Consider the following 17,269-nt stretch of genomic DNA (forward strand, 5'->3'; position numbering starts at 1 on the left):
GGCGGGCTATCGGTCGCGTTTAGGGTGCGGCCAACACCCCCTGAGCATCCACCCAGGCGGCAAAAGCGTCCCACGGCAGTGGCCGGCTGTAGCGAAAACCCTGCACGTCCAGCGGCGCATGGGGCGTGAGGAACGCCAGCTGCCCGTCCGTCTCCACCCCTTCGACCACCACGCGCGCGTGCAGCGCGGCGGCCAGCTCCAGCACCGCGGTCACGACGCGCTCGCTCGGCCCGCCGGTGCCCACGTGGTCGGTAAAGCGCTTGTCCACCTTGAGCTCATCCACGGGCGTGCGCAGCAGATAAGCCAGGCTCGAGTAGCCGGTGCCAAAGTCATCCAGCGCCACGTGGCCGCCACCCTCGCGCACGCGCTGCAGCCACGCCAGCGTCGAGGGGCTGTCGGCCATCCAGACCGATTCGGTCACTTCGATGATCAAGTGCGGCAGGGCGGCGCGGTGTTCCTCGAGCCAGTCGCGCAGGCTGGCGTCGCCAAACTGCGCGGCCGAGACGTTGATCGCCAGCCGAAACGCCGGTCCCCAGCGCCGCGCGGCTTCCATGGCCAGCCGCGCGCCTTCGCGCAACACCCAGCCGCCGATGCGCCGGATCTGGCCGCTGGCCTCGGCGACGTCGATGAACTCCACCGGCGAGACCAGCCCGCGCGTGGGATGGCGCCAGCGCAGCAGCACCTCGGCACCGCGCACGCGCTGCTGCGGCAGCGCCACGATGGGCTGGAAGTGCAGCTCGAACGCGCCCTGCGCCAGCGCCTGCTCGAGGCCGGCCTTGACTTCGGCGAGGTGGCGCGCGCGGCTTTCCATCTGCGGCGAATAAAACCGCAGGCGATCGCGGCCGCTGTTTTTGGCGGCGTACATCGCGGTGTCGGCCATGCGCAGCAGCTCTTCGGTCGTTTCGCCGTCGTTGGGAAAACTGGCCACGCCGATGCTGGCGCTCAGGCGCAACACGTTGCCGTGCAGGTTGATGGGCTGCCGGATGGCCTGCAGGACGCTGTCGGCGATGCGCTCGACCACCAGCGGGGAGTCGACGCCGTCGAGCAGCAGCACGAACTCGTCGCCGCCAAAGCGCGCCACCGTGTCGTTGGGGCGCAGGGCGCGGCGGATGCGTCCGGCGATCTCGACCAGCACCTCGTCGCCGACCTCGTGCCCGTGGACGTCGTTGACATCCTTGAAGCCGTCCAGGTCGCAAAACATCACGTAGAGGGGGCGCAGCTGGCGCTGGCCGCGCAACAGCGCCTGTTCCAGCCGGTCGCGGTAGAGCGCGCGGTTGGGCAGACCGGTGAGGGCATCGAAGTTGGCCTGCCGGAAGATGGTCTGCTCGCGCGCCTTGGCCTCGTCGATGTTTTCCAGCAACAGCACCACCATGTCGCCCAGCGGCTCGGGGTGGCTGGCCAGCGAGGCATGCTGGCGCGCCCAACGTACCGAACCGTCGCGCGCCAGCAGCCGGTGTTCCAGCGGCGCGTTGGGCCGCGCCAGGGTCAGCGCGCGCAGCTGCTGCTGCACGCTGCCGCGGTCGTCGGGGTGGATCCAGTCGGCCCAATGGCTGCCGCGCAGGTCCTCGGCGGCGACGGCCAGGCGCGCGGCCAGCGCCGCGTTGCACTCCTGCACCGTGCCATCGGGCAGGCAGATCGCAATACCAATGCTGGGGTTGTCCCAAACCGCTTGCAGGCGGCTGTGGGCGATGCGCTCGCGCTGCTCGAGCTGCACGCGGTCGGTGACGTCCAGCAGCGACGCCGCAACGAGGCGCCGGCCATCGTGCGCGGTGGCCACGCGTGCGCCGCGCTCTTGCACGTCGCGCCATTGGCCATCGGGCCCGCGCAGGCGGTAGCGCTGGGTCCACTGGGGGTTGCGCTCATCGTGCCAGGTGGCTTGGACGCGGCCCTGGTCCTGCGGGGCGATCGCCGCCAACAGCCATGCCAGGTCGTCCCGGCCCGTCTCGGTGGCGGGCGCTGGCAGCCACTCATCGAGCCGCGGCGAGGCGTAGTCGATGCGTCCCCGCACCACGTCCAGCAGCACCACGCCCTCGTGCAGCGCATCGGTGAGCAGGCTCAGGCGCTCCTGCAACGCCAGCCGCGCCTGCTCGGCTTGGCGCAACGCGGTCAGATCGGTCAGCGCCACCACGTAGCCGGTGCGCTGGTCGTGGGTCTGCCAGGGCACCAACTGCACCCACAGCCGGGCATTGGCCCGTTCGACGCCGCCCTGCCACGCACCGCTGTGGCCGCCCACCACGTGCGCGATCAGCCCCGGTGGCCAGGCAAAGTGCCGCGTATCGAAGCTCCACGGCATGCCCAGCTGGGTTTCGCGCAGGCCGATCAAGTCCGCCGCCAGCTGGTTGAAGCGCAGCAGCCGCCGCTCCTGGTCCAGCACCAGCAACGCCGTGCCGGCGCTTTCCTGCACCGCATGCAGGAGCTCGTTGAGCTGTTGCTGCTCGCGCAGCGAGCGGTCGAGTTCCTCGTTGAGGGTGCGCAGTTCCTCGTTGGACGCTTCGAGTTCTTCGTTGGAGGCTTCCAGCTCCTCGTTGGCGGCTTCGAGTTCTTCGCTGGTGACGCTCAATTGCTCGTTGAGCTGCTGCAACTGTTGCTGGCTGTGTTCCAACGCATCGACCAGGCTTTCCAGCCGCTCCTGCGCCAGCGCCGATGCCTCGGTCGTGCAGGCCACGCTCGACGTCGCCTCCGGCGCTGCGGGCGCCGCACGCGCAAAGCTGACGATCGCGTACGGCTCGCCGCCATGCTCGAAACGCGCCGCCTGCAGCACATACGCCGGCAAGCCGCGTACCTGCGGCAGCGGCAGTCGCAGCGCGCTTTCCTCGCCTTGCAGCAAGCGGTGCAACACCAGTTGCACATCGCGCCGCCAGGCCGGCTCGACCAAATTGGGCAAGGTCAGCGCCACGGTGGAGCCGGCGGGCCAGCGCATCAGCCCCTCCATCGACCCGACCACGTGCAGCGGGTGGCCGTCACGGTCCAGCAACACGGTGGGCGGCGCATGGCGCTCGATCAGGTGCTGCAGCAACCGCTCGCGCAAGTCGCCCTCGAGCCGGTCCACGCTGCGCAGCTGCACCGTTGGAACGGTGTCGCCCACATGGGCCCCCGCGCGCGGTACGAAGCGGCGTTTGAGGTTGAGCGTGGGCTCGCCCACGTCGGCGCGCTTGCGCCACAGGTGCTCGTGGGTCGCCAGGGACGCGAACAGACTGCGCGTGCGCGGCGTGAGCGACTCCGAGCGCCCGAGCATGAGCAGGCCGTCGGGCAGCAGGGCGCGGTGCAGACGGCGCAGCACCTCGTCCTTGGCGCTGGCCTTGAGGTAGATCAGCACATTGCGGCAGGCCACCAGGTCCATGCGCAGGAAGGGCAGGTCCTGCACGACGTCGTGTCGGGCGAACACCACATGGCGCCGCAGCTCCTGCTGGATGCGCAGCGTGTGCCCGATACGGGTGAAATGCCGCTGCCGCCACGGCGCCGGCAGCGCGCGGGCGCTGTCCTCGTCGAAGATGCCGCTGCGCGCCTGGTCGAGCGCGGCGCCGTTGACGTCGGTGCCCAGCACCGTCCAGTCCCAGCTCAGGCCCAGCTCGTCGAGCAGTTCGGCGCTCAGCATGGCCAAGCCGTAGGCTTCCTCGCCCGTGGAGCAGCCCACCGACCACAGCCGCAGCGACGTGGCACCGCTGGCCGCGCGGCGCTGTATCTGCTCGCGCAGCGCCACGCGCAGGGCGCCAAAGGCGCTCGGGTCGCGCAGCCATTCGGTCACGCCAATCGTGACCGATTGCATGAGGTTGTGCAGCAGTTGCGGATCGCGCTCCGTGGCGGCCAGCAACTGCTGCAGGCCGTCCAGGTTGCGCTGGCGCATCACGCGCTCGAACTGGCGCCGCAGCGTGGTCTCCTGGTATTGGCTCAGGTCCAGCCCGGTGGCTCTGCTCAGCCGCGTCAGCAGCGCCGCCATGGCTTCGCGCTCATCCGCCATCGATGTGTGCGGGCCAGTGCGCGTCGGCGCCGGCGGCTCCTGCAACAGCATGCCGAGGCGGCGCCCCAGTCCGGCGGCGGTATCGACATGGTCGGCCAAGCCGCGTTCGACGATGGTCTGTGGCATCGAGGCGAACGGCGCCTCGGTGGGCGTTTCGGCCCACACGGCGCCGCCCGCCTCGCGCAGCACGCGCGCACCCACGGCGCCGTCCTGGCCGGTGCCGGACAGCACGATGGCCACCGCGTGCCGTCCCAGGGTGCGCGCGGCGCTGGCAAACAGCCGGTCCAGCGACGGTGCGGGGCCTCGATGGGGCGCACTGGGGTGCAGGCGCAGCCGATGGCCCTCGAGCTCGACGTGGTGGCCGGGCGGCGTCACGTACACGATGCCGCCGCGCAGCCGAACGCCGTCCTGCGCCTCCTGCACCGGCACGTTCGTGACGTGCTGCAGCAGCCGCGCCAGCGTGGACGCTTCCGCGCTGGCCAGGTGTTGCGCGACGACGCAGGCCAGGCGCTCGTCACGGGGCATGGCAGCCACGAACTCGCGCAGCGGGTCCAAACCGCCGGCGGAGGCGCCGAGGAGGGCAACCCAGGCGGGAGGGGGACTGGCGTGCACGATGAGGCTTCCAACGGTTCGATCCCATTGTAGGCGTTTGGGGTCGTGATTCCCACAGCGCGGGTCGGTCGGTACAGGATGGCCACGGCCCCGTGGTACCGAGGGGTGGCCGTGCGCCCGTACACTTGCGGGATGCGCGTACTGGGCATCGAATCCTCGTGTGACGAAACCGGCGTCGCCGTCGTGGAGGCGGCGCCGCACGGTGTGCCGCGCCTGCTGGGCGCTGCGTTGCACAGCCAGGTGGCCATGCACCAGGACTATGGCGGGGTGGTGCCCGAGTTGGCCAGCCGCGACCACATTCGGCGCGTGCTGCCGCTGACCGAGGCGGCGCTGGCGCAGGCCGGCCTGACGTTGTCGGACATCGATGGCATCGCCTACACCCGCGGGCCGGGGCTGGCGGGGGCGTTGCTCGTCGGCGCCGGCGTGGCGTGTGCGATGTCGGCGGCGCTGGGCGTGCCGACGCTGGGTGTGCACCACCTGGAGGGGCATGTGCTGTCGCCCTTCCTGAGCGCGGACCCGCCCGCATTTCCGTTCGTCGCGTTGCTGGTCTCCGGCGGGCACACGCAGCTCATGCGTGTCGAGGGCGTGGGGCGCTACACGCTGCTGGGCGAGACGATCGACGACGCCGCGGGCGAGGCGTTTGACAAATCGGCCAAGGTGTTGGGGCTGGGCTACCCGGGCGGGCCGGCGCTGGCGCGCCTGGCGGAGCAGGGCGATGCGACCGCCTTTGCCCTGCCGCGGCCCCTGTTGCACAGCGGGGACTTGGATTTTTCGTTTGCGGGCCTGAAGACGGCGGTGTTGACGCAGGCGCGCAAGCTGGGGGCAGGGCTGGCGGCGCGCCAGGCCGATTTGGCGGCCTCGACGCAGGCTGCCATCGTCGACGTGTTGGTGCACAAAGCGGTGGCGGCGCTGCGGGCCACGGGCCTGCGGCGGTTGGTGGTGGCCGGTGGCGTGGGGGCCAACCGGGCCCTGCGCCAGCGGCTCGACCAGGCCTGCGTGCGCCACGGCTGGCGGGTGCATTACCCGGAGCCGGCGCTGTGCACCGACAACGGCGCCATGATCGCCCTGGCGGCGGCCATGCGCTGGCAGGTGGGGGCGTGGCCGCCCGGCGGCGACGGCTTGGCCTTCGATGTGCTGCCGCGCTGGCCGCTGGAGGCGGTGGCGCTCGACGCGACGGGAACGGGGTGATGCGGCGCCGGTGCGGTTGCCGCGGGCCGACTCAATAATTATGAATTATCAGATCGGTTTTCCAGCTAGAATGCGCGCTTCGTCCGGCCGCGGCGTTGTCTGTGCCGTCTGGCCGGGACGTCCCCCGTCATCGAGGAAACCGAACCATGACACCATCACCATCGAACACTGGGCGGCGGCGCTGGCTGCTGGGCAGCGCAGCCCTGCTGCTGTCGGCATGGGGCCGCGGCGTGGCGGCGCAGGGCGCCGCGGGCCGTTCCGCACCCATCCGTGTGGCATTGATCGAGACCCTCTCCGGCCCCATGGGCAACGCGGGCGAGGCGGTCTTTCGCAACCTGGTGTGGGCATCCGAGCGTGTCAACGCCCGCGGCGGCATCGAGGTCGCGCCGGGCGTGCGCCGGCCGCTGCAGATCGTGCGCTACGACAGCAAAGGCCAACCCCAGGAGGCCTTGTCCGCCCTGCAGTCGGCGCTCGACGATGGCATCACGCTCGTCGCCCAGGGCAATTCGTCGGCGGTGGCCGCCGCGCTGATCGAGGCCATCAACCGCCACAACGAACGCGAGCCGCAGCGCCAGGTGCTGTTTCTCAACTACTCGGCCGTCGATCCCATTTTGACCAACGAGCGCTGCAGCTTTTGGCACTTTCGCTTCGACGCGCACGCCGACATGCGCATGGCGGCGCTGATGAGCGTGCTCAAGGCCGACACCGACGTGCGCAGCGTCTACCTGATCGGGCAGGACTACAGCTTCGGCCAGGCCGTGCTGCGCGAGGCGCGGCGTCAACTCGCGCAGCAGCGCCCGGACATCCGCATCGTGGGCGACGAGCTGCACCCGATGGCGCGCATCAAAGATTTTTTGCCGTACGCGACCAAGATCAAGGCCAGCGGCGCCCAGGCCGTGATCACCGGCAACTGGGGCAACGACCTGACGCTGCTGGTGCGTGCCGCCCGCGACGTGGGGTTTGAGGGCAAGTTCTACACCTTCTACGGCAACGCGCTGGGGGCGCCGGCCGCGATCGGCGACGCGGGCATCGGCAAGGTGGTTGCGGTGGCGGATTGGTTCCCGAATGCGCCGGGCGCCGAGTCGCGGCGCTTTTACGAGGCGTTTCGCCAGCGCTTCCCGAATCCGGCGGACGACTACGTGCACCTGCGCATGCAGCTGATGGTGGAGGCGCTGGCGCAGGCGGTGGAGGCCGCGGGACGCAGCGCACCCGCGGGCGCGACGGCGCTGCCGGCGGCGCAGCGCATCGCGCTGGCGCTGGAACATGCCGATGTCACGCTGGCAGGACAGCGTCTGCGCATGCGCGCCGACGACCACCAGGCCCAGCAGCCGTTGATGGTGGCGGTCATGGACCGCCAGGGGGCGCCCGGGGTGCCGTTCGATGTCGAAGGCTCGGGGTATGGTTTTCGGGTGCTGCAACGGCTAGAGGCTGCGGCGGCCGAGCAGCCGCACACCTGTCGCATGGTGCGGCCTTGAGCCGTTGGGCTGGCGCCCGTGCGGCGCCAGCGCGGCCCCTGCTACAATGGCGCGTTGGCCGTCATCGGTCAATGTCACGTCTGCTGCGGCAACGCGCATGGGGCTTCGAGCCATCCGGCGCGCACCTGCGGCAGGTCGCATGTCCCATCGAGGTAACCCATGATTTCGTCTGACGTCAAAGCCAAAGTCATCGCCGACAACGCCCGGGGTCCCAACGACACCGGTAGCCCCGAGGTGCAGGTGGCGCTGCTGACCGCCCGCATCAACGAGCTGACCCCGCACTTCAAGACGCACGCCAAGGACCACCACGGTCGCCGTGGCCTGCTCAAGCTGGTCAGCCGCCGTCGCAAGCTGCTCGACTACCTGAAGGCCAAGGACGCCGACCGCTACGTCGCGCTGATTCAAAAGCTCGGCCTGCGCAAGTAAACGCCGGCCGCCATACGCATCGGGTGGATGCCCGTCATCCCTCCCTCCCCAGCGCCCCGGGTCGGCTGCCGGCCCCGGGCGTTTTTTGTTGCATCATCGCATTTTCGACCCGCGGCTGCGGCGCGGCCGCGGATCTTTCGGCCCCACCGGCCCAGAGCGAAGCTGTGTCATTCCAACGCCGTGGCGTGCCTCGGCGGCGCGGCGCTGGAATGGCATCGTGTTCTGCGCTGGCGGCCTTTTCTTTGAGGAGCTGCACATGAGCCTGTTTCAGAAACACACCAAGACGTTCCAGTGGGGCCGCCACACGGTCACGATGGAAACCGGCGAAATCGCCCGCCAGGCCACGGGGGCCGTTCTGCTCGACATGGACGGTACCGTCGTGTTGGCCACCGTCGTCGCCCGCCCCGAGGCCAAGCCGGGCCAGGACTTCTTCCCGCTGACCGTGGACTACGTCGAGAAGGCTTACGCGGCCGGCAAGATCCCGGGCAGCTTCTTCAAGCGTGAAGGGCGCCCGAGCGAGTACGAGACGCTCACCAGCCGCCTGATCGACCGCCCGATTCGCCCGCTGTTTCCGGACGGCTTTTTCAACGAGGTGCAGGTCGTCATCCACACGCTGTCGCTCAACCCGGACGTCGATGCGGACATCCCGGCGATGATCGCCTCCAGCGCCGCGCTGGCCATCAGCGGTATCCCGTTCAACGGCCCGATCGGTGCCGCCCGCGTCGGCTACGTCAATGGCGAATACGTGCTCAACCCGGGGCCGACCGAAAAGGCGAATTCGCGCCTGGACCTGGTGGTCGCGGGCACCGAAGCGGCGGTGCTGATGGTGGAGTCCGAAGCCGACCAGCTCTCTGAAGAGGTGATGCTGGGCGCGGTGGTGTTTGGCCATGAGCAGGGCAAGATCGCGATCGCGGCGATCAACGACCTGGTGCGCGTGGCCGGCAAGCCGGCGTGGGACTGGCAGCCGCCGCCGCGCGACGAGGCGCTGATTGCCAAGGTCACCGAGCTGGGCGAAGCGCCCCTGCGCGCTGCCTACCAAATCCGCAACAAGCAGGCGCGCACCCAGGCCTGCCGTGCCGCCTACGCCGCCGTCAAAGCCGGCTTGACCGAGCAGGGCATAGCGTTCGACGAGGTCAAGGTCGATGGCCTGCTGTTCGACATCGAGGCGCGCATCGTGCGCCAGCAGATCCTGGCGGGCGAGCCGCGCATCGACGGCCGCGACACCCGCACCGTGCGCCCGATCGAAATCCGCACCGGGGTGCTGCCGCGCACCCACGGCTCGGCCCTGTTCACGCGTGGTGAGACGCAGGCGCTGGTCATCGCCACCCTGGGCACGGAGCGCGACGCGCAAATCATCGATGCGCTCTCGGGCGAATACCAAGACCGCTTCATGCTCCACTACAACATGCCGCCGTTTGCCACCGGCGAGACGGGGCGTGTGGGCGCGCCCAAGCGGCGCGAAATCGGCCACGGCCGGCTCGCCAAGCGCGCGCTGGTGGCCTGCCTGCCCAGCAAGGACGAGTTCCCCTACACCATCCGCGTCGTGTCGGAGGTGACCGAGTCCAACGGGTCGTCCTCCATGGCCACCGTCTGCGGCGGCTGTCTGGCGCTGATGGACGCGGGCGTGCCGATGAAGGCGCACGTGGCCGGCATCGCCATGGGCCTGATCAAGGAGGGCAACCAGTTTGCCGTGCTGACCGACATCCTCGGGGATGAGGACCACCTGGGCGACATGGACTTCAAGGTCGCCGGCACCACGCAGGGCGTGACCGCGCTGCAGATGGACATCAAGATCCAGGGCATCACCAAGGAGATCATGCAGGTGGCGCTGGCGCAGGCCAAGGAAGCGCGGCTGCACATCCTGGACAAAATGCAGGCGGCCATCGCCGGGGCGCGCGAAGACATTTCCGCCTACGCGCCGCGCCTGTACACCATGAAGATCAACCCGGAGAAGATCCGCGACGTGATCGGCAAGGGCGGCGCCACCATTCGCGCCCTGACCGAAGAGACCGGCACCACCATCGACATCGCGGAAGACGGCACGATCACCATCGCCTCCACCGACGCCGACCGCGCCGCCGAGGCGCGCCGCCGCATCGAGGAAATCACCGCCGAGGTCGAAGTGGGCCAGGTCTACGAAGGCCCGGTGACCAAGATCCTGGACTTTGGCGCCTTGGTCAACATCCTGCCCGGCAAGGACGGTCTGCTGCACATCAGCCAGATCGCGCACCAGCGCATCGAGAAGGTGTCGGACGTGCTGCAAGAGGGGCAAATCGTCAAGGTCAAGGTGCTCGAAACCGACGACAAGGGGCGCATCAAGCTGTCGATGAAGGCGCTGCTCGATCGCAACGACGCGACCGCGCAGCCGCAGCAGCCGTGAGGCGTTGCCAGGCCGTCCGCTCCGGAGGGGTGTCATGACCGCGTTCATGCAGGCCATCGAAATTTCGGCGTACGGCGCGCCGGAGGTGCTGCGCCTGGTGCAGCGCCCGCTTCCCGATGCGGGCGAGGGCGAAGTGCGCATCCGCGTCAGCGCCTCGGGGGTCAACCGCCCCGACGTGCTGCAGCGCCGCGGCCTATACGCCCCGCCACCGGGGGTGTCGGACCTGCCTGGGCTGGAGGTGGCTGGCGTCATCGACAGCGGTGACGTCGAGGCCATGGAAGAGGCTGGCCTGCGCATTGGTGACCGCGTGTGCGCGCTGGTGGCCGGCGGCGGCTACGCCGAATACTGCGTCGCCCCGGTGGGCCAGTGCCTGCCGGTGCCGCGCGGGTGGAGCGATGTCGAGGCCGCGGGCATTCCGGAAACCTTCTTTACGGTTTGGAGCAACGTCTTCGACCGTGGCCGCTTGCAGGCCGGCGAGACCCTGCTCGTGCAGGGGGGCGCCAGCGGCATTGGTGTGACGGCGATCCAGATGGCGCGTGCCATGGGCGCGCGTGTGCTCGTGACCGTCGGCTCAGCGGAAAAGGCCGCCGCCTGTGTGCGGCTGGGCGCGGACCACGCGATCGAGTACCGCCATCAGGATTTCGTGGCCGAGGTGGCGCGCCTGACCGGCGGCCGCGGCGTGGACGTGATCCTGGACATGGTGGCTGGCCCCTATGTCGAGCGCGAAATCGACTGCCTGGCCGAAGACGGCCGGTTGGTGATCATCGCGGTGCAGGGCGGTACCCAGGCGTCGTTCGACGCGGGCAAGGTGTTGCGGCGGCGCCTGACGCTGACGGGCTCGACGCTGCGGCCGCGCTCGGTGGCCTTCAAGGCGGCGATTGCGCGCGAGCTGCGCCAGCACATCTGGCCGCTGATCGAGCGTGGCGCCATACGCCCGGTGGTTTACCGGGTGTTCCCGGCGGCGCAGGCGGCGCAGGCGCATGCGCTGATGGAGAGCAACCAGCACATTGGCAAGATCGTGCTCGACTGGACACGGTCGGCCCCATGACGGGAAGGATGCGATGCGCAAACTGATTGCAGGCAACTGGAAAATGCACGGCAGCCTGGCCGACAACGAGGCGCTGCTGAGCGCCATCACGGCCGGCTTGCCGCCCGCGCCGGGCGCGGACGTGGCGGTATGCGTGCCCGCGCCGTACCTGGCGCAGGTGCAGGCGCTGCTGCACGCCACCCCGGTGGCGTGGGGTGCACAGGACGTGTCCGCGCACGAGCGCGGCGCCTACACCGGCGAGGTCAGCGCTGCCATGCTGCGCGACTTTGGCTGTCGCTACGTGATCGTGGGTCATTCCGAGCGTCGCCAATACCACGGCGAGACCGACGAGATCGTGGCGCGCAAGGCGCAGCGCGCGCTGGCCGCGGGCATCACGCCCATCGTCTGTGTGGGCGAGACCGAGGCGCAGCGCGAGCACGGCGACACCGAGCTGGTCGTCAAGCGCCAACTGGCCGCGGTCATCCACGCCGTCGGGCATTGCGTCACCGAGATCGTGGTCGCCTACGAGCCGGTCTGGGCCATTGGCACCGGCCGCACCGCCACGCCCGAGCAGGCGCAGGCGGTGCACGCGGTGCTGCGTGCGCAACTGCGCGCGGCCGCACCGGGTGAGCGCCGTGTGCGCATCCTCTACGGTGGCAGCATGAACGCGGCCAACGCGGCGGCGCTGCTGGCCCAGCCGGACATCGATGGCGGGCTGATCGGCAGTGCCTCGCTCAAGGCGGGCGATTTTCTTTCCATCATCGCGGCGGCGGCCTGACGGGCGCGCGGCGGTGCGAAACGTATCGAAACTGAGGTTCCCATCATGAATGTTGTGTTCACATTGTTGACCGTGGTGCAGGTGCTGTCGGCGCTGGCCATGATCGGGTTGGTGCTCATGCAGCACGGCAAAGGCGCCGACGCCGGTGCCGCCTTTGGTGGGGGCGCATCGGCCAGCCTGTTTGGCGCGTCGGGCGGGGCCAACTTCCTGTCGCGCAGCACCGCGGTGCTGGCCACCGTGTTCTTGGCCACGACGCTGGCGCTGGCGTTTTTGGGCTACCAGCGCCCGCAGGCCAGTGGATCGGGCAGCGTGCTCGAGAGCGTCCCGGTGGTGCCCGTCACGCCCGATGCAGCAGCGCCGGCCGTGCCGGCGGCGCCGGCCCCCGCGGGCGGCGCCGCCCAGATTCCGGGGCAATGAGCCCGGGGCCGCGACTGCGGCCCGGCGAACCCGGAAAAGGGGGTTTTCGGGTACAATGCCGGACATCGTCGGACGTGACCGATTGACGCTGGTGAGGTACAGCCAGATCCAGCACCCGACGATGCCCCCATGCCGACGTGGTGGAATTGGTAGACACGCTATCTTGAGGGGGTAGTGGCGAAAGCTGTGCGAGTTCGAGTCTCGCCGTCGGCACCAAACCAGACACTGACAAAGCGCCTTCAGGGCGCTTTTTTCCGGAGAAGCCCATGAGCCTGGAGCAGTATCTGCCCGTCTTCCTGTTCATTCTCGTGGGTTTGGCTGTTGGGGTACTCCCACAGGTATTTGGCTATCTTCTCGGGCCCAATCGCCCCGATCCGGAAAAAAATTCCCCCTACGAATGCGGCTTCGAGGCCTTCGAGGACGCGCGCATGAAATTCGATGTGCGCTACTACCTCGTGGCCATCCTCTTCATTCTGTTCGACCTGGAAATCGCGTTTCTGATCCCCTGGGCGGTGGCCTTTGCGGACATTGGCGCGACCGGCTTCTGGGCGGGCGTGATGTTCCTGGCCATTCTGGTCGTGGGCTTCGTGTACGAGTGGAAAAAGGGTGCACTCGACTGGGAGTGACCCGGCGTTGCGCGCGGCACGGCAAGCAGTACCTGGGAGCGGCAGATGATCGAGGGTGTGTTCAAAGAAGGGTTTTTCACCACCAGCTACGACGCGGTGGTGAACTGGGCCAAAACCGGCTCGCTGTGGCCCATGACCTTTGGTCTGGCGTGCTGCGCGGTCGAGATGATGCACGCCGCCACGGCGCGCTACGACATTGCCCGCTTTGGGGCCGAGGTGTTTCGCGCCAGCCCTCGCCAGTCCGACCTGATGATCGTGGCGGGCACGCTGTGCAACAAGATGGCCCCGGCGCTGCGCAAGGTCTACGACCAGATGGCCGAGCCGCGCTGGGTGCTGAGCATGGGCTCGTGCGCCAACGGCGGTGGCTACTACCACTACAGCTACTCGGTGGTGCGGGGCTGTGACCGCATCGTTCCCGTTGACGTGTACGTGCCGGGCTGTCCGCCGACGGCCGAGGCGCTGCTGTACGGGATCATCCAGCTGCAGCACAAGATTCGTCGCACCCAAACCATCGCCCGGGTCTGACGGGCGCAACCGCTTGGGTGTCTGAGGAGGAGCATCGATGACCGCGACGACGCAAGCCGCTGATTGGGCGGCGCTGGCCACGACGGCGGTTCGACCCATGGCCGAGGCGGTGCGAGACGCCGTGGCGGCCGCGTTGGGCGAGCGCGCCCGGCGCATCACCGTGGCGCGCGACGAAGTGACCGTGGAGGTGGCCGCCGCGCAGTACCGCGAGGCGATGCAGACCCTGCGCGACGCACCGGGGTGCCGCTTCGAGCAGCTCATCGACCTGTGCGGGGTGGATTATTCGACCTACCGCGACGGGGGGTGGGAAGGGCCGCGCTTTGCCGTCGTGTCGCACCTGCTGTCGGTCAGCCTCAACCAGCGCGTGCGGGTGCGCACGTTTTGCCCGGATGACGATTTCCCGGTCATCGATTCGGTGACCGGTGTGTGGCCCTCGGCCAACTGGTACGAGCGCGAGGCGTTCGACCTGTTTGGCATCGTCTTCGAGGGGCATGCGGACTTGCGCCGCATCCTCACCGACTACGGCTTCATCGGCCACCCGTTCCGCAAGGATTTTCCGCTGTCCGGGCATGTCGAGATGCGCTATGACCCCGAGCGCCGGCGTGTCATCTACGAGCCGGTCACGATCGAGCCGCGTGAGATCACACCTCGCATCATCCGCGAGGACGCGTACGGGGGGCTGCACTGAGGGGCCCGCCCGCCCCGAGGGTTGATCCGTCATGGCTGACATCAAGAACTACACCCTGAACTTCGGTCCGCAGCACCCGGCCGCGCACGGCGTGCTGCGGCTGGTGCTCGAGCTCGACGGCGAGGTCGTGCAGCGTGCCGACCCGCACATCGGCCTGCTGCACCGTGCCACCGAAAAGCTCGCCGAGCACAAGACCTACATCCAGTCGCTGCCCTACATGGACCGGCTGGACTACGTCTCGATGATGTGCAACGAGCACGCGTACTGCCTCGCGATCGAAAAGCTGCTGGGCATCGAGGTGCCGATCCGCGCACAGTACATCCGCGTCATGTTCGCCGAGATCACGCGGCTGCTCAACCACCTGATGTGGCTGGGCTCGCACGGCAACGACTGCGGCAGCTCCACCATCCTGCTGTACTGCTTTCGCGAGCGGGAGGACCTGTTCGACATGTACGAGGCGGTGTCGGGCGCGCGCATGCACGCGGCCTATTTCCGCCCCGGCGGCGTGTACCGCGACCTGCCGGACACCATGCCGCAATACAAGGTCAGCAAGATCCGCAACGCGCGCGCGCTCGAGGAGCTCAACCGCAACCGGCAGGGGTCGCTGCTCGATTTCATCGACGATTTCACGCAGCGCTTCCCCAAATACCTGGACGAGTACCACACGCTGCTGACCGACAACCGCATCTGGAAGCAGCGCACCGTCGGCATCGGCGTGGTGCCGCCGGAGAAAGCCCTGGCCATGGGCATGACCGGCCCCATGCTGCGCGGCTCCGGTGTGCCGTGGGATTTGCGCAAGAAGCAGCCCTACGAGGTCTACGACCGGCTCGACTTCGACATCCCGGTGGGCAAGACCGGCGACACCTACGACCGCTACCTGGTGCGCATGGAAGAGATGCGCCAATCCAACCGCATCATCAAGCAGTGCGTGGACTGGCTGCGCGCCAACCCGGGGCCGGTGATCACCGACAACACCAAGGTCGCGCCGCCCAAGCGCGAGGCCATGAAGGCCAACATGGAAGAGCTGATCCACCACTTCAAGCTCTTCACCGAGGGTTTCCACGTGCCCGAGGGCGAGGTCTATGCCGCCGTCGAGCATCCCAAGGGCGAGTTTGGCATCTACATCGTCAGTGACGGCGCCAACAAGCCCTACCGGCTCAAGATCCGGGCGCCGGGCTTCGCCCATCTGTCCTGTCTCGACGAAATGGCGCGCGGCCACATGCTGGCCGACGCCGTGGCCATCATCGGCACCATGGACATCGTGTTTGGAGAAATCGACCGATGAGCACCGAAACCCGCACCGTCGAGCCGATGGTGTTGTCCGAGGCGACCCGGGCCCGGTTCGCGCGCGAGGTGGCCAAGTACCCGGCGGATCAGCGGCAGTCGGCCGTCATGGCCTGCCTGGCCATCATCCAGCAGGAGCAGGGCTGGGTCAGCCCGGCGGCCGAGCTGGCCGTGGCGGACTACCTGGGCATGGCGCCGATCGCCGTGCACGAGGTCACGACCTTCTACAACATGTACAACCAGCAGCCGGTGGGGCGCTTCAAGCTCAACGTCTGCACCAATTTGCCGTGCCAGCTGCGCGATGGGGCCAAGGCGCTGCAATACCTGGCCGAGAAGCTCGGCGTTCAACCCGGCGAGACCAGCGCGGACGGGCTGTTCACGCTGCAGCCGTGCGAGTGCCTGGGCGCTTGCGCCGACGCGCCGGTGATGCTCGTCAACGACCGCCACATGTGCAGCTTCATGACGACCGAGCGGCTCGACCAGCTCATCGATGGCTTGCGCGCCACCGCCGCGGAGGGGCAGGCATGAACCTCAACCAGCTCCTGCAACCGTTTCAGGCCACGGGGGTGCAAACCTGCTTCCACGGCCGCCACATCGGACCGCAAATCTACGCCGGCCTGGATGGCACCAACTGGCGCCTGAAGGACTACGAGGCGCGGGGCGGCTACCAGGCGTTGCGCCGCGTCCTGGGCAAGGACGGCGGCCCGGGCATGACGCCCGAAGAGGTGATCGCCGAGGTCAAGACCAGCGCGTTGCGCGGGCGCGGCGGTGCGGGCTTTCCGACCGGGCTCAAGTGGAGCTTCATGCCGCGGCAGTTCCCGGGCCAGAAGTACCTGGTCTGCAACTCGGACGAAGGCGAGCCGGGCACCTGCAAGGACCGCGACATCCTCATGTACAACCCGCACATCGTCATCGAAGGCATGGCGATTGCGGCTTACGCCATGGGGATTTCGGTGGGCTACAACTACATCCACGGCGAGATCTTCCAGGTCTACGAGCGCTTCGAGGCGGCGCTGGAAGAGGCCCGTGCCGCCGGCTACCTGGGCGACGACATCCTGGGCAGCGGCTTTGGCTTCCAGTTGCATGCCCACCATGGCTTTGGCGCCTATATCTGTGGCGAGGAGACCGCGCTGCTGGAGTCGCTCGAAGGCAAAAAAGGCCAGCCGCGCTTCAAGCCGCCGTTCCCGGCCAGCTTTGGCCTCTACGGCAAGCCCACCACCATCAACAACACCGAGACCTTTGCCGCCGTGCCCTGGATCATCCGCCACGGCGGCCAGGCTTACCTGGAGGTTGGCAAGCCCAACAACGGTGGCACCAAGATTTTTTCCGTCAGCGGCGACGTCGAGCGCCCGGGCAACTACGAAATCCCCCTGGGCACCCCGTTTGCCAAGCTGTTGGAGCTTGCCGGTGGCGTGCGCGGCGGGCGGCGGCTCAAGGCGGTCATTCCGGGCGGCTCCTCGGCGCCGGTGCTGCCGGCCGAGATCATGATGGACCTGACCATGGACTACGACAGCATCGCCAAGGCGGGTTCGATGCTGGGCTCGGGCGCGGTGATCGTCATGGACGAGACGCGCTGCATGGTCAAGTCGCTGCAGCGGCTGAGCTACTTTTACATGCACGAATCGTGTGGCCAGTGCACGCCGTGCCGTGAGGGCACGGGCTGGTTGTGGCGCGTGGTGGACCGCATCGAAAATGGCCAGGGCCGCCCCAGCGACCTGGATCTGCTGGACAACGTCGCCGAAAACATCATGGGTCGCACCATCTGCGCGCTGGGCGACGCGGCCGCGATGCCGGTGCGCGGGATGATCAAGCATTTCCGGCACGAGTTCGCCTACCACATCGAACACAAGACCTGCATGGTCCCCGCCTACGTCTGAAGTGAGCG

General features: G+C 68.6%; 14 protein-coding genes and 1 tRNA gene. 14 read left to right on the forward strand and 1 reads right to left on the reverse strand.

Features of this window, described 5'->3' with window-relative positions; genetic code table 11:
- Window positions 1-19 precede the first annotated feature (19 nt).
- Window positions 20-4,570, reverse strand: a complete 4,551-nt coding sequence (locus tag Tther_RS02970) for an EAL domain-containing protein (protein WP_185974986.1) — start codon at window positions 4,568-4,570, stop codon at window positions 20-22.
- 132 nt (window positions 4,571-4,702) lie between these two features.
- Here Tther_RS02970 and tsaD point away from each other — a divergent pair, with 132 nt between their 5' ends.
- From tsaD to nuoF, 14 genes are all read left to right on the forward strand, one after another.
- Window positions 4,703-5,758 (forward strand): tRNA (adenosine(37)-N6)-threonylcarbamoyltransferase complex transferase subunit TsaD, encoded by a 1,056-nt coding sequence (tsaD, locus tag Tther_RS02975; RefSeq protein WP_143900726.1) that lies wholly within the window; start codon window positions 4,703-4,705, stop codon window positions 5,756-5,758.
- Between the two features lie 146 nt (window positions 5,759-5,904).
- Window positions 5,905-7,233, forward strand: a complete 1,329-nt coding sequence (locus Tther_RS02980; RefSeq protein WP_143900728.1) for a branched-chain amino acid ABC transporter substrate-binding protein — start codon at window positions 5,905-5,907, stop codon at window positions 7,231-7,233.
- Between the two features lie 159 nt (window positions 7,234-7,392).
- Window positions 7,393-7,659, forward strand: a complete 267-nt coding sequence (gene rpsO, locus Tther_RS02985; RefSeq protein WP_143900730.1) for a 30S ribosomal protein S15 — start codon at window positions 7,393-7,395, stop codon at window positions 7,657-7,659.
- Window positions 7,660-7,915: 256 nt separating this feature from the next.
- On the forward strand, window positions 7,916-10,039 hold the full coding sequence (pnp, locus tag Tther_RS02990) for a polyribonucleotide nucleotidyltransferase (RefSeq protein ID WP_143900733.1): 2,124 nt from the start codon (window positions 7,916-7,918) through the stop codon (window positions 10,037-10,039).
- A gap of 34 nt (window positions 10,040-10,073) precedes the next feature.
- Window positions 10,074-11,087: an NAD(P)H-quinone oxidoreductase gene (locus Tther_RS02995; protein WP_143900735.1), complete on the forward strand. Its 1,014-nt coding sequence runs from the start codon at window positions 10,074-10,076 to the stop codon at window positions 11,085-11,087.
- A gap of 13 nt (window positions 11,088-11,100) precedes the next feature.
- A complete protein-coding gene (gene tpiA, locus Tther_RS03000) occupies window positions 11,101-11,844 on the forward strand; it encodes a triose-phosphate isomerase (protein WP_143900738.1) in 744 nt (247 codons plus the stop codon).
- A gap of 45 nt (window positions 11,845-11,889) precedes the next feature.
- Complete coding sequence (secG, locus tag Tther_RS03005; RefSeq protein WP_143900740.1) at window positions 11,890-12,261, forward strand: preprotein translocase subunit SecG; 372 nt, start codon at window positions 11,890-11,892, stop codon at window positions 12,259-12,261.
- A 131-nt stretch (window positions 12,262-12,392) separates the two neighbouring features.
- A tRNA-Leu gene (locus Tther_RS03010) sits at window positions 12,393-12,477 on the forward strand.
- Window positions 12,478-12,527: 50 nt separating this feature from the next.
- A complete protein-coding gene (locus Tther_RS03015; RefSeq protein ID WP_143900742.1) occupies window positions 12,528-12,887 on the forward strand; it encodes an NADH-quinone oxidoreductase subunit A in 360 nt (119 codons plus the stop codon).
- Between the two features lie 45 nt (window positions 12,888-12,932).
- Window positions 12,933-13,412 carry a NuoB/complex I 20 kDa subunit family protein gene (locus Tther_RS03020; RefSeq protein ID WP_143900744.1) on the forward strand — a complete coding sequence of 160 codons (480 nt, stop codon included), beginning with the start codon at window positions 12,933-12,935 and terminating at the stop codon, window positions 13,410-13,412.
- Between the two features lie 97 nt (window positions 13,413-13,509).
- A complete protein-coding gene (locus Tther_RS03025) occupies window positions 13,510-14,100 on the forward strand; it encodes an NADH-quinone oxidoreductase subunit C (RefSeq protein ID WP_425472797.1) in 591 nt (196 codons plus the stop codon).
- 31 nt (window positions 14,101-14,131) lie between these two features.
- Window positions 14,132-15,385, forward strand: a complete 1,254-nt coding sequence (locus tag Tther_RS03030) for an NADH-quinone oxidoreductase subunit D (RefSeq protein ID WP_143900746.1) — start codon at window positions 14,132-14,134, stop codon at window positions 15,383-15,385.
- Window positions 15,382-15,912, forward strand: a complete 531-nt coding sequence (nuoE, locus tag Tther_RS03035; RefSeq protein ID WP_185974987.1) for an NADH-quinone oxidoreductase subunit NuoE — start codon at window positions 15,382-15,384, stop codon at window positions 15,910-15,912. Before Tther_RS03030 ends, nuoE begins: the two co-directional genes overlap by 4 nt.
- On the forward strand, window positions 15,909-17,261 hold the full coding sequence (gene nuoF, locus Tther_RS03040; RefSeq protein WP_143900748.1) for an NADH-quinone oxidoreductase subunit NuoF: 1,353 nt from the start codon (window positions 15,909-15,911) through the stop codon (window positions 17,259-17,261). Before nuoE ends, nuoF begins: the two co-directional genes overlap by 4 nt.
- Window positions 17,262-17,269 lie beyond the last annotated feature (8 nt).

The sequence above is a fragment of the Tepidimonas thermarum genome (genome assembly GCF_007556705.1).
GTDB classification, from domain to species: Bacteria; Pseudomonadota; Gammaproteobacteria; order Burkholderiales; family Burkholderiaceae_C; genus Tepidimonas; species Tepidimonas thermarum.

Excerpts from the sequence above, each read along its gene's own strand:
- tsaD (WP_143900726.1), top strand. The coding sequence starts at position 4,703 with ATGCGCGTACTGGGCATCGAATCCTCGTGTGACGAAACCGGCGTCGCC.
- Tther_RS02980 (WP_143900728.1), top strand. The coding sequence starts at position 5,905 with ATGACACCATCACCATCGAACACTGGGCGGCGGCGCTGGCTGCTGGGC.
- rpsO (WP_143900730.1), top strand. The coding sequence starts at position 7,393 with ATGATTTCGTCTGACGTCAAAGCCAAAGTCATCGCCGACAACGCCCGG.
- pnp (WP_143900733.1), top strand. The coding sequence starts at position 7,916 with ATGAGCCTGTTTCAGAAACACACCAAGACGTTCCAGTGGGGCCGCCAC.
- Tther_RS02995 (WP_143900735.1), top strand. The coding sequence starts at position 10,074 with ATGACCGCGTTCATGCAGGCCATCGAAATTTCGGCGTACGGCGCGCCG.
- tpiA (WP_143900738.1), top strand. The coding sequence starts at position 11,101 with ATGCGCAAACTGATTGCAGGCAACTGGAAAATGCACGGCAGCCTGGCC.
- secG (WP_143900740.1), top strand. The coding sequence starts at position 11,890 with ATGAATGTTGTGTTCACATTGTTGACCGTGGTGCAGGTGCTGTCGGCG.
- Tther_RS03015 (WP_143900742.1), top strand. The coding sequence starts at position 12,528 with ATGAGCCTGGAGCAGTATCTGCCCGTCTTCCTGTTCATTCTCGTGGGT.
- Tther_RS03020 (WP_143900744.1), top strand. The coding sequence starts at position 12,933 with ATGATCGAGGGTGTGTTCAAAGAAGGGTTTTTCACCACCAGCTACGAC.
- Tther_RS03025 (WP_425472797.1), top strand. The coding sequence starts at position 13,510 with ATGGCCGAGGCGGTGCGAGACGCCGTGGCGGCCGCGTTGGGCGAGCGC.
- Tther_RS03030 (WP_143900746.1), top strand. The coding sequence starts at position 14,132 with ATGGCTGACATCAAGAACTACACCCTGAACTTCGGTCCGCAGCACCCG.
- nuoE (WP_185974987.1), top strand. The coding sequence starts at position 15,382 with ATGAGCACCGAAACCCGCACCGTCGAGCCGATGGTGTTGTCCGAGGCG.
- nuoF (WP_143900748.1), top strand. The coding sequence starts at position 15,909 with ATGAACCTCAACCAGCTCCTGCAACCGTTTCAGGCCACGGGGGTGCAA.